Consider the following 12,315-nt stretch of genomic DNA (forward strand, 5'->3'; position numbering starts at 1 on the left):
ATTGAACATTAACATTGCTTTGAAAATACTGCTGATAATATCGATTGCCTTACAATCGTTTGTCGCTGTATCTGCAAGCATGGAAACTCATCAGTTAGACGTTGAGCATTTGCAAACCGTTCATGATCACGAGAAAGAGCATTCTCCTAAGCTCGATAATGATAACGAACACGATATGGACGACTGTCACCATTGTGGGCACTGTAGTGGCAACCATACCAGTTGGATTTTGCTGAAAGCATTTGCACCAAGTCTGTCTTTAAATCATTCACAAAACTTCAACAATTTGATTTTGTTGCCTCTTGGTATCTCATACAGGATCTATCGACCACCTATCGCTTAACTTTACTCCATACAGTGCGTTTTTACGCAAACACAATTTGGTTTAATAAAAGTTAAGAGTCATTATGAATAATATTTTTCGAATCACAGGCGTAGCCTTAGTGATCATCTTGGGTGTGTCTTTAACAGACCCAACATCGGCAGGTGAAAGCCAACACAACACAACACACAATGAACATTCACATAAGCATGAAAAGCCCACTAAAGAACCTGAGCATGACCATGTTCATGCTGACGACACAGGTAATAGCCCTGAAAAGATAGCAATTGAAGAAGATGAGCATGAAGAAGGGACTTCCTTGAGTGCTGAAAAAATTAAATTAGCAGGTATAAAAATTGAGGGAGTGTTTCTAAAGAAACACCTAAACACGGTTTATGCCCCTGGAGAAGTCAAGGCCAATGGTTACAAGAGTTACATTGTTTCGCCCCGTACAGATTCAGTGGTTATTAATCGCCATGCGAGCTTAGGTGACCATGTGAAAGTTGGACAAAAGTTGGTTACTTTATTCAGCGAGACAATGGCTCAAACTCAAGCTGACTTTTTGATTGCGTCATCTAACTGGAAGCGAGCTAAAAAGCTAGGTAGAGATAATGTAAGTGAACGTATCCTTGTTGAAGCTGAAAACATCTATAAAGGAGTTTATGGCAAGTTGGTGGCTTTTGGTTTAACAAAACAGGCAATTGAAAAAATATCCCAACAAGGTAGCTCAACCTTTGGTCAATATGCTCTCGTTGCTGAGCGAGAAGGTGTTGTTTTACAGGATGGTTTCATGCAGGGCCAACGTATCGAGGCGGGTGAAACCATCATGTTACTTGCTGATGAAACAGACCTATGGATAGAAGCGAATGTTCCCCCAAATAAAGAATTAAATTTATCATTAGGCAGTCCTGCATTAATTGATTTGAATGGTGTCAAATACGAAGCCAGCGTCATACAAGAAGCTCACACAATTGACCCTGTCACTAGAACCCGAACAGTAAGGCTGTCGGTTACTAACACTGGACATAAACTTCATTCCGGTATGTTTGTGAAGGTCTATTTTCAGTTCGAGTCGAGCAATGAAGTCATTGCCGTACCAGAAGAAGCATTAATAAGAAGTAGCGATGGTGACTGGACAGTGTTTATCGAAGATCACCCAAATGAGTTTAAAGCGGTTGAAGTAACAAGAGGTCGGTCTTTTGGAGAGTATCGCGAAGTTTTGGGTGTTGAAGCCGGAACGAAAGTCGTTACACGCGGTGCTTTTTTTGTCGCCTCTGAGAAAGCTAAGGGCGGCTTTGATCCGCACAATCACTAAGGAGACCAGCCATGTTTAATCGAATTATTGATTGGTCTATTAACAACAGATTGCTCGTATTAATCTCAGTAGTTGCGCTGATAGCAAGTGCAGTTATCACTATACCTAAGTTGAATTTAGACGCGTTTCCAGATGTAACAAATGTACAAGTTGCCGTTAATACCGAAGCGCCAGGGTTAGCCGCTGAAGAAGTAGAGCAACTTATCACCTATCCAATAGAAGCTGTGATGTACGCATTGCCGGATGTAGAACAAGTGCGCTCTATATCAAAAACAGGTTTATCGGGTGTCACCGTAGTGTTTAAAGAAGGGACAGATATATTTTTTGCTAGGCAATTGGTTTTTGAACGCTTACAGGCTGCGAAGGAGCTTATACCTACTGGGGTTGGAACGCCAGAGATGGGGCCTAACACTTCTGGTTTAGGGCAAGTATTTCAATATTTGCTGATTTCAGATGACACAAGCAAGTATGACTCGATGGCGCTTAGAAGTCTGAACGACTGGATCATTAAACTACTAATAATGCCTGTAGACGGCGTGACAGATGTGTTGTCATTCGGCGGTAATGTTCGTCAATATCAGGTCAATGTCGATCCTTCCAAGTTATTGTCTTATGAGTTAACTCAAGAAGATGTGGTATCAGCGCTTGAAAATAACAACGCTAATGTTGGTGGCTGGTACATGAATCGAGGGCAAGAACAGCTAGTTATTCGAGGTACTGGTTGGTTCGAAAGTGGTGAAAAAGGTCTTAAAAATATTCAGCAAGTGCCTGTGAAAACACTTAATGGTGTCGTAGTTACAGTGTCTGATGTTGCTAAAGTAGAACTCGGTTCGGAGATCAGACAAGGTGCTGTCACAATGACACGTAAAGCTGATAATGGCGCTGTTGAAAACTTAGGTGAAGTAGTATCTGGCATTGTTTTAAAGCGCATGGGTTCGAATACCAAAGCGACGATAGATGGGATTAATGCCAGAACTAAGCTTATCAATCAGGCTTTACCTGAAGGTGTAAGGTTTGAGCCTTTTTATGACCAAGCAGATCTAATTGAAAAAGCGGTGACAACCGTCGTTGAAGCTCTTACTTTAGCTTTTATCTTTATTACCATTGTATTGGCGCTCTTTTTAATGAATTTAAGAGCCACATTTTTAGTGCTTATCTCAATTCCAATTTCTATTGGTATTGCATTAATGGTAATGGCTTGGTTAGGTATTTCAGCCAACTTGATGTCGCTTGGTGGTATCGCTGTAGCTATTGGCATGTTAGTCGATGGTTCAGTTGTTATGGTTGAAAACATGTTTAAACATTTAAACCGTCCAGACCCCACTCATTATAATGAAGTTCATAAGCGAGTGCCCGCAACAGATGTCGATCCCCATGATGTTGAAAGTGACTCAAAAGGAATTGATTTACGACTAAAAGAAGCGGGTAAAGAAGTTGCTCGCCCAGTCTTTTTTGCAGCATCAATTATTCTTGTCGTTTTTACACCATTGTTTAGTTTCGAAGGAGTAGAAGCAAAGCTATTTCAACCAATGGCTGTAAGCATAATGCTAGCCGTGGTATCGGCTATTGTCGTTGCTTTATTTATTGTTCCTGCACTTGCTACTTTCATGTTTAAAAAAGGTATCAAGGAAAGGCAAAGTTTGATTTTAAAGCCCATCGATATTTTATATCGAAAGTCATTGAAAATCGCTTTAAAGCAAACCAAGTTCGTTGTTTTTGTGTCATTAGCGCTTGTCGTTTCAGCAGCGGCAGTTATTCCACAAATTGGAACTGAATTCGTGCCAGAATTAGAAGAAGGAACGATTAACCTAAGAGTTACGTTGGCTCCTTCTTCTAGCTTGGAAACTGCTCTTTCGGTTACGCCTGTGTTGGAAGAAAAGCTGATGGCTTTCCCTGAAGTGACTTACGCATTGAGCCGGATTGGTCGAGCAGAGATTGGCGGCGATCCGGAACCTGTGAACAATATTGAAATTTACATCGGTCTCAAGCCTGTTTCGGATTGGACAAGCGCATCTAATCGTTATGAGTTGCAAGATAAAATGGAGCGCTCATTGGAAGAGTATCCGGGGCTGTTACTAAATTTCTCGCAGCCGATTGCCACGCGTGTAGATGAGTTGCTATCAGGTGTAAAAGCACAACTTGCCATTAAATTATTTGGCTCTGATTTAAAGGTACTCGCAAACAAAGGGCGAGAAATAGAAACTGCGATTAAGTCAATTGATGGTGCTAAAGACGTTGCACTTGAGCAGATTGCAGGTGAAGCACAACTTGTTATTGCTCCTAATAGGCTTGAGCTTTCTAGATATGGTTTATCTGTTGGTGATGTCATGGAAGTTGTTCAAGACGGGATCGGTGGAGTTGATGCTGGTCAAATTATTAATGGTAATGAACGTTATGATATTTACGTGCGCCTAGATGAGGAATTCAGAGCTAACAGTGAAGCAATAGCTGATATAAGGCTTCAATCTCCTACAGGAGCTTGGGTGCGAATTGGTGATGTAGCATCTGTGTCTTTTGAGTCTGGCCCTCCACAGGTTAGGCGTGACGATGTACAGCGTAGAGTAGTCATTCAAGCTAACGTCCAAGGCCGTGATATGGGAAGTGTGGTTAAAGATATTCAGGCAACGATTGCTTCTGAGGTAAAATTACCAGCAGGTTACTCCATCTCGATAGGTGGACAATTCGAAAGCCAGCAACGAGCGCAACAGCGCCTTTCTATTGTAGTACCGTTATCGTTGGCTTTGATAGCTTTACTCCTTTACTTTGCGTTTGGCTCTGTAGGCCAGGCTATGTTGATCCTGCTTAACGTTCCCTTAGCCGTTATAGGGGGCGTATTTTCACTATACCTTTCTGGTCAATACCTTTCAGTTCCAAGTTCTGTTGGTTTTATTACCTTGTTTGGCGTAGCGGTACTTAATGGTGTTGTCATGGTGGAAAGCATTAATAAACGAGTCAAAGATGGGCATGCGACAGCAGAAGCAATATTTGATGGTGCGACTTCAAGGTTACGCCCAGTGCTTATGACTGCAATTACATCCGCACTAGGTTTGATACCGATGCTGTTATCAAGTGGAGTTGGTTCGGAAATACAAAAGCCCCTCGCTAGTGTGATTGTTGGCGGATTGATAACGGCAACGTTATTGACACTTTTTGTTGTGCCAAGCCTATACCAGTTCTTTTCGAAAGAAAAATTAAAAGAGTTTAGGTTATAGCAATTCCATTTAGCCCCATTCCATTTTTTGGGTGGGGCTATTCAGGTTGGCATATGAAGTGCTCCCCACGAGTAGATTAATAAGTGAATTGAAGGTCTCTTATTGGCACAAAACAGCCTCTCAGCACGTTCAATGAGATCCCGTATCTCGTTTAGGGTGATATCATTGAGTAGTTATAACTCAATATCCTCATCTCGTTCCCAAAGTAATTGGGGTTCACTCAAATTGAGTGCAAGGCAGACCTCTTCAATAGATATAAATGGAGTTATAAAGCCCCCTTATGACCATAGGAAGGCCATCTTTATCGGTTGAAACAACTAAAGCTTTACCTTTTGGTAGCTCCTTACAAAGGTACATCGAGGTTTTTATAATTCTCATAATGATCCATGTTTGAGGATGAAATTAATCAATAGCTCGTTTTAGTAATACGACTTAAATTTCTAAAATGAGCTATTTGATTCAATTCCTATTAAGCTGAGTACTGAGAAGATATTTCAGTATTAATAGCTTTAACTATTTTTCTGCAATGATGAGAGCAGATGCCATGTTCGTCAGCTAATTCATGCACACCTACACCATTACGCATCACTTGTTTCCAAATTCTTTGATTTCTCTCTGGAAAGCTTTGTATAAACTGGTCACATTCATCATGAATAAAAATACTGGTCATATCAGGTATATAACCATTATTTTCGGCAGTATTTTCAATATCGACAATTTCCACAAGTTTATTATTGCGAAGCTCTTTTTTAATTAAATCCTGTATGCGCCAGATAGCATTGCGCATGCAATAATTAAACAAGGCGCCAACATAGAAGTCATTATGATTATGCTCATATTTTTGCATAGCATCCATAAAATGAATGGTAGCTTCTTGAACCAGGTCATCCATTGATATGTGATTTCCCAAATTGGAAACGCTAAACTCCTCGTATACCTTTCCTTTTATAGCTGAGCTATAAAAGGAAATTATTTTATTGCCAGCTTTCATATCTCCTTGTTTGAAATTATTTATATCATTTAGACTAATCGACGCTTTATTTTCATTTAGGTTTGTAAACATTTAGCTATCTCGCATTTCAAGTTAATGGAGATAACAATTTCTCATTGTTTTTATGGGCGACAAGTCACCCATAATTTATGCGCTAAAAGTTTAAAGTAAAAATTCTTCCTCGTATGTTAAATAATTAGTAATAAGGTATTTTTCATGGTCAATGCTTTTCCTTCTTAATTGAAACTCAATATAAGTTTTTTTGCCTTTAAATTTAAAAAGTTCATAATATTTTTCACATCCAGCAGATATAAAAATTTTACTTTTTCCACGTCGAAGTTTAATTTCTATGTGTTCGTTATTTTCACAGCCTAGAGTTATTAGCTGGCCTTTTATCGTTTGGGTAAGTGATTCCGTTTTATTCTGTACTTTGCGGGTTGCGATTGAGTTCTTTGGTGCAACGTAATGAATAGGAGAGATTACCTCAGAGTTTTTTGTATTAAGATGCGAGTCACTTATTGCTGTATCTGACAAAGGCTCATCGGAATCATCCGTAATACATGTGAAATTAGTAATTTGACACTCTGTAGGAAATTTTGGAATTAACTTAATATAATCATTAATAAGGTTTTCAAAAGCTTTACTCTTAATGACGATTTGCTGCCCCGCAACTTGACAGTGATTATCAACCATTTTGTTATATTGATATTTAAAATTGTTACTTTGATTTTCACTTTGCTCTGCAAGCTTATCAAGCTGAGTTACAGCTTTATTTAAAGCGTTAGCCACAACCAAAATATCTTCAGCCAATGGTGTGACTAATTCCAATTCCCAGTCATCCTTAGGGACAAACGCCAAACCCACACGTTCTATATTATCTGCACGCTGAATTTCAACATTTGTTTTGGGGTGATTCAACTGCTCTTCAAAATCTTTATCGTGTCCCAAGTATTGGCAAATTTTCTTCGTCAATTTAGGCAACGCATCGCCGTATAATTCATTACTTATAGTGATAGATAAAATATCTTTACTCTCTTCATGACTTTTTTTGTTAATAAATTCTAGTAGGTTATATTGCATAGTAAATTCCTTTAGTTATTTGTTTTTTAAAATTAATGCGTTCGATATTTCTTTCTCAATACCTCTATATTTTCTACTTCTAATTTGACGAATATTATCGACGCTTAGTCCGGTAAATTGACTTAGTTGTATAGAAGTAATTGGAATGATTGGATTTTCTGCGAATGCATCTTGTATATAGTACAGTTGAGTTGAATCCGGACTTGCATGTCCTTGGATAGCCGAGTATTGCCAAACTTCTCTATACGATGTGTAGTTATTATTATTAAATTTTTGACTAGCAAAATAATGTCGAATACTTCTTAAGGTGATTGGCCGTCCAATAATTTCTTGGATCTTTAAATTAAGAGTATTTTTAAATTGATTATAGGTTGGCTGATTTAAGGATAAACCTTCTCGATCAAATATTGCTGCTTGTTTTGCTAGCTTCTTTCCAGTTTTAGGATCAACGATACTTTTAATTTCATATAGCAACGATAAAGTTTCGTCACTAAGTTCATTAAAGGAAAAAACTCGACGGCTGTGCCTGTTTTTTAAACGTTTTAATGCATTATTTCTGAAAATAATATGGCTAAATTTTTCACTTACATCTCGATTGATCAAATAATATATTTCGCTTACCCTTGCCCCCGTATCTATTAATAAAGAGATAAATAACTTTTCTTTATCTTCAAATATATTATTTGTAACAAGCTTCTTAATCTCTTCTTCGCTGAAGACATTAGTATTCACATGAATCTCTTTGTGAAAATTAGAGCTAAAAGGAATTGGAGATTTACCTAAACCTAAAACTAAGAAGCGCTGCAAGTTCATTAGTACTGGATGGCTATTCTCTGTGGAATTTTCCCCATCTAGTATTTCTTCAAAAGTTTCAGCTTGATCATACTCGTCACCAACAAAAATATTAAGAAGTTGACTATAATCTAGGGCTAGAAGTGACGGCTCAGCTAAATATTGGCATATCGTAGATACTGCTGGGCTTCCTGCCTTTACAGTTCCTGTATCGATCATCAACTGGCCCCATTGAGTATAGAAATTTGTTAAAGGGCAGCAACTCAACTCATGTTTAGTTAGTACTTTCTGCAATTCTATTCGATACTCGCTAGCTCGCATTGCATTGTAGTTGTTTCGTATATCGTTTATTTCGTGAATGAAAGACAAGAACTCTTCAGAATTACTACTAATTTTAAAGTTACGCTTTTCTTTAAACGGTTTAGAGTTCGCAGGAATATTCTGCCTAGGAAATAATACGTTACCAATGCGCTGATTCCATTCACTCGGCGAGGAATAGAATAAAGCGCTGTACTTTCCAAGTTTTTTCACTTTATCAACAGTTATTCGGGTATTTGTAATGGCTGATATTTCATTTTTGACTTTCTCAATTACTGGCGTCGAAATAGTAATTTTAGAAGTAGATAACTTTTTTCTAAAAGTTTTAATAAAGGCAAGAATATTCGTTGAAGGAAACCAATTGTATTGACTTTTACCATGCGTTATTGGGAAGTAATATTGACCATTTCTAATTTCGGCTGGCACACTTATCATCTCGATAAACTGGGCTAGAGAAACATATTTAGGCAAATTACGGAGTAAAGCCGAAAAATAGTTTAATACGACAATTTCCTTGAATTTTTTATCGTTATTTACATCAATTAAATCAAACAATCTCGCGTCTACAGACTTATGAACGATTAAAAACTGCTGAGCTGATGCCAATTCTTTAAACGATTTTATATATTTTAATTCGTCGCCAACATTACGCCAAAGAACGAGGGGCTTTAGATTAAAGTATTTATAATATTCATCAATTCTCTGCTGAATCAGACTTTTTACTTTTCCTTGAATCCTATTGGGAGCTTGTTCCGCGCACTGCTCCATTGACTGCTTTTCTATATCTGAAATTAGTACTGCATTACTCTTGGATAAAAGCCTTGGGATATGCTCATTTAAATATGTATCAACTAATTTTTTAGCTTTTCTTTTCTCTTTATCAACCCTCTTTTCTCTGTCACTTGATCCAAACTTGTTAGTAGATATTTCGAAGTGGTGATTAAGCTTTAAAACATCAGAATTTATACCTCGCAGCCCTTTTACAGCTGTAATTTTTAAAATATCACTAGCAAAGTATTCCAACCCATTCTTTACTGGCTTTAATAGTATTTGGATATTGATTGGATTATTTATATTTAGAGGATCTTGGCCTTTTTCTAAATGACCTAAAAGGTTATTTATGTATTCGCGAGGTACCTTTTGTTTGGTCAAGTAAGACGATAAAAAGTATCTATTAAAATTTGCGGGCAGATCAAACTCCGGCCCCCAAAAATTTTGAAGAACAGATCGTGATATTCCTTCAAGATTTTCATTCTCTATCACAAAAAAGAAAGGTTTATAATGTGCTTTTTGAGGTTTTGCCGTGTAGTTAATATTACCGGCTAAAGTAGCATTATGAGGGTAAATTCTTTCTACTAAATTAGCTAAATGACTTTGATAATTTTCGATCTGGCATTTTAATAACGAAACTACTGGCACAAACCTTAAATTATTTGTGTCGGTCTTCTTATCGGAAATAGCTAGCAACTCTTCTTCCAAAAAGAAAAAGTTCCGCTCATTAAACACATCATTAACAGCTCTGTGCCCGGTTAAAAGCATGGCTATTGTTGCTACATATAAAGTGTATTCGTTATGATATTCAATTAAACTATGAATACTCCGATCTTTTACTTTCAACTCTGATATTTTCTTGTTCTTGCACTTTACCCAGTCAACTAACTTGTCCTCATCGATCGCAAATCGCGATCCTATATAACCAGGCTTCATTGGTTGTTCTACAAAGTGGATACCATGAACCAGTTCCATTGCGCAGGTATAAACATGATAAATTTTAGATAATTCAATATGGGTATAATAAATTCCTGTCGGAGGGCGATAATTTGAAATCGGCGTCATCAGCGTGGCGACCAATTCATCTTTACACTGTCTATAAAATGCGTTGAATCTAAATTCTCGAATCAACCTCAAATCGATTCTATTACCTAACCTACCGCGAAGTTTTTCTATTACTTTTTTAATACATGCTAGATTTTCACTTGTACCAAACTCCTGATCTTGATACGTATCTAAAAGCTCTCGAATACCAGCCGAACAAGAAAACTCCAAGTGAGTTTGATGGCCTTTCTTAATAAAACGACCGTTAGCAACTTGGTCGATTCTTTTTTCACCCAACACGGGAACTCTGAAAAAATAGCTGCCCGATGCCATAACTAATATTTGGTTTGCTGATAAAGAAGATATCTCACTAGTATCAAAATTTTGAGTAACACTAACTCGGTCTAGCCAGGTTGGGTCAAGCCCAAGCTCCAAGCATAGCATCAGCGAAAAGCATGCTTTTTTATCAGAGTTATTATCGCTAGTTTTATGAATCGAATTTAGTTGCCCGTAAATAGCGATGGCTTCCTCATTCATCAGAACCCAGCGAGATTGCTGAGGGAAGTTATTTTGTAAGGGGTCTCGGCTATTGTCACCGATATTAAGAGCCTTGTATTTAAAAGAGTTTTCGATTGCCAAAGATAAGTTAGACCGAGTGCTAGAAACTTTTAACTCATTTTCCCCTACAGGCCAAAATGCTTTAACCATATCTTTTACCGCATAAAAAGCAGCCTCTATATACCCAAAATAGGTTTTATTTGAAGCCGTATTAGTATCCGTATAAAGGAATTTTTCCAACTGTTCGAGGAGTAACTGAGCCTTTGATTTAAAGTCAGTTTTACGTTTTATCGCTTTTAAATTTAATCTAGCGGTTACATTATTGACTAAGTCCGCATTGCCAAGGAGTAACCTTATTTTATTCGCTTTATTATTAAATATAGGCAATTGTCCACCGTGCAATATGGAGCAGCATATAATTGATATGAAGTCATTGCCAGAGTCCCAAATATCTTCATCAATTTCTTGGAATAAATAATAAATAGGGTAGTCAGCGTGGGTATGATTTTCTTCAAAAGAATGTAGCTGCAACTTCTCATGCTCAAAAGAATCCATTTCTCTCAATAAAGGAATAAAAACTGATGCATCAGGGAGTCGTTCACTTATATCTTTTAGCCTAGAGATTAGAATATTAAACTTTGGTAAATTCGTAGGAGTAGTGTCACCGTTAAAGGTTAAACTAAAAGCACAGCTAAGATCTTTAACTGCGTATGGAAGGGTTATGTTTTCATTTATTTCATTCATTTTAAATAGTCCTTAATTAGTCCTATCTAAATACCTGTGTAACTTTTTCTGAAAATACGCAAAAAATATTCAAAAAAACGAAATAAACAACAAATACCTAATAAAACAAATAAATGCAGCATAAATAACTAATAAAATAGATTTATATAGAATTATAAACTACAAAAATCTCTGATTTATTTTTGTTTAACGATTAAGAGTGGTGTTATTTAAAGCTTTCTCTTAAAGTTAAGCTGGAATGAACTTCAAATTTAGTGAATTTTACGATTGAATTGAAATTTAGAAATGGCGCTCTCGGCAGGAATCGAACCTGCAACCTAGACTCCGGAGGTCCATGTGATATCCATTTCACCACGAGAGCGCATTAAGGAGGGATTCTATTAGATATTCCTTGTTATATCCATAGAGACTTATGCATTTTAACTATAAATTACTATTTATTGAGTCTGCTCAATACGATTCATCAAATCTACAATAAAAGCCTCTTCAATATCTTTAATGCAATAAGCTTCAAGATCTATATTTCCTTCTACTAATTGATCTAATACCAAAGCTAAAATGACTTCTTGGTTATTAATTTTTGGTAAATTGTAATACTCATATAGATTAAAATTACGAGTAACGTTCATAGATCTAATTAGCTTTATTGTTATTTCATCAGCTAAACTTTTATAGTGATTAACTATAGTCTTTTGACGGATTTTTAGTTGTAGCAATGCTGATAACAACTTAGTACTTTCACTTTGGATTCTACCAATTTCTTCAATATCATTAACTGTTTTCATATCCTGTCCTTTCTTAACATATTAAAAATTTTCTAATTACTTGTATTATTCATGTTCATAATTAATTCATAAAATTCACATTTAACCTCCTTAAAACTTACCTCTAAATATGGGTAGTGACCTTTAACCATATAATCAACAACCCAAGCATATATAGCTTCGTAATTTCCTAATTTAGGTAATCCTAAAAAGGAACTAAGCTGACCATTTTCTTGCAGATATAAATTTCTATAAAGCTTGTCGGATATTCTAGTTGCTTCTAATTTATGTCTTTCAATAGTCCTAAACTTTACCCCTTCAAGTAATACTTTTTTACTCGATAGATAATCAATTTTTTGAACCACGCGTTTAACATTATTTGCATCATTAAAGTCTTTCATATT

General features: G+C 36.6%; 8 protein-coding genes and 1 tRNA gene. 3 read left to right on the forward strand and 6 right to left on the reverse strand.

Annotated elements, in window-relative coordinates:
* The first annotated feature begins 1 nt into the window (after position 1).
* From FNN08_RS00830 to FNN08_RS00840, 3 genes are all read left to right on the forward strand, one after another.
* Positions 2-343 (forward strand): hypothetical protein, encoded by a 342-nt coding sequence (locus FNN08_RS00830; protein ID WP_143582748.1) that lies wholly within the window; start codon positions 2-4, stop codon positions 341-343.
* Positions 344-407: 64 nt separating this feature from the next.
* The gene (locus tag FNN08_RS00835; RefSeq protein ID WP_143582749.1) at positions 408-1,637 is read left to right on the forward strand and encodes an efflux RND transporter periplasmic adaptor subunit; all 1,230 of its coding nucleotides are present in this window, start codon (positions 408-410) and stop codon (positions 1,635-1,637) included.
* 11 nt (positions 1,638-1,648) lie between these two features.
* Positions 1,649-4,849, forward strand: a complete 3,201-nt coding sequence (locus tag FNN08_RS00840) for an efflux RND transporter permease subunit (RefSeq protein WP_143582750.1) — start codon at positions 1,649-1,651, stop codon at positions 4,847-4,849.
* A 469-nt stretch (positions 4,850-5,318) separates the two neighbouring features.
* Here FNN08_RS00840 and FNN08_RS00845 read toward each other — a convergent pair whose 3' ends face one another.
* The 6 genes from FNN08_RS00845 to FNN08_RS00870 form a co-directional block, all read right to left on the reverse strand.
* On the reverse strand, positions 5,319-5,741 hold the full coding sequence (locus FNN08_RS00845) for a sigma-70 family RNA polymerase sigma factor (protein WP_143582751.1): 423 nt from the start codon (positions 5,739-5,741) through the stop codon (positions 5,319-5,321).
* A 261-nt stretch (positions 5,742-6,002) separates the two neighbouring features.
* Positions 6,003-6,920: a hypothetical protein gene (locus tag FNN08_RS00850; protein WP_143582752.1), complete on the reverse strand. Its 918-nt coding sequence runs from the start codon at positions 6,918-6,920 to the stop codon at positions 6,003-6,005.
* A 15-nt stretch (positions 6,921-6,935) separates the two neighbouring features.
* Complete coding sequence (locus tag FNN08_RS00855; protein ID WP_143582753.1) at positions 6,936-11,147, reverse strand: site-specific integrase; 4,212 nt, start codon at positions 11,145-11,147, stop codon at positions 6,936-6,938.
* A gap of 286 nt (positions 11,148-11,433) precedes the next feature.
* A tRNA-Arg gene (locus FNN08_RS00860) sits at positions 11,434-11,508 on the reverse strand.
* Between the two features lie 76 nt (positions 11,509-11,584).
* Complete coding sequence (locus tag FNN08_RS00865; RefSeq protein WP_143582754.1) at positions 11,585-11,932, reverse strand: hypothetical protein; 348 nt, start codon at positions 11,930-11,932, stop codon at positions 11,585-11,587.
* Positions 11,933-11,964: 32 nt separating this feature from the next.
* Complete coding sequence (locus FNN08_RS00870; RefSeq protein ID WP_143582755.1) at positions 11,965-12,312, reverse strand: hypothetical protein; 348 nt, start codon at positions 12,310-12,312, stop codon at positions 11,965-11,967.
* Positions 12,313-12,315: the final 3 nt, after the last annotated feature.

Origin of the sequence: Thalassomonas sp. M1454 (assembly GCF_007097525.1) — a bacterium.
In the GTDB taxonomy this organism is placed as follows: Bacteria; Pseudomonadota; Gammaproteobacteria; order Enterobacterales; family Alteromonadaceae; genus Thalassotalea_A.

What these genes read in the sequence shown, in the direction of transcription:
- FNN08_RS00835 (WP_143582749.1), top strand. Translation starts at nt 408, where the DNA reads ATGAATAATATTTTTCGAATCACAGGCGTAGCCTTAGTGATCATCTTG.
- FNN08_RS00840 (WP_143582750.1), top strand. Translation starts at nt 1,649, where the DNA reads ATGTTTAATCGAATTATTGATTGGTCTATTAACAACAGATTGCTCGTA.
- FNN08_RS00845 (WP_143582751.1), bottom strand. Translation starts at nt 5,741, where the DNA reads ATGGATGACCTGGTTCAAGAAGCTACCATTCATTTTATGGATGCTATG.
- FNN08_RS00850 (WP_143582752.1), bottom strand. Translation starts at nt 6,920, where the DNA reads ATGCAATATAACCTACTAGAATTTATTAACAAAAAAAGTCATGAAGAG.
- FNN08_RS00855 (WP_143582753.1), bottom strand. Translation starts at nt 11,147, where the DNA reads ATGAATGAAATAAATGAAAACATAACCCTTCCATACGCAGTTAAAGAT.
- FNN08_RS00865 (WP_143582754.1), bottom strand. Translation starts at nt 11,932, where the DNA reads ATGAAAACAGTTAATGATATTGAAGAAATTGGTAGAATCCAAAGTGAA.
- FNN08_RS00870 (WP_143582755.1), bottom strand. Translation starts at nt 12,312, where the DNA reads ATGAAAGACTTTAATGATGCAAATAATGTTAAACGCGTGGTTCAAAAA.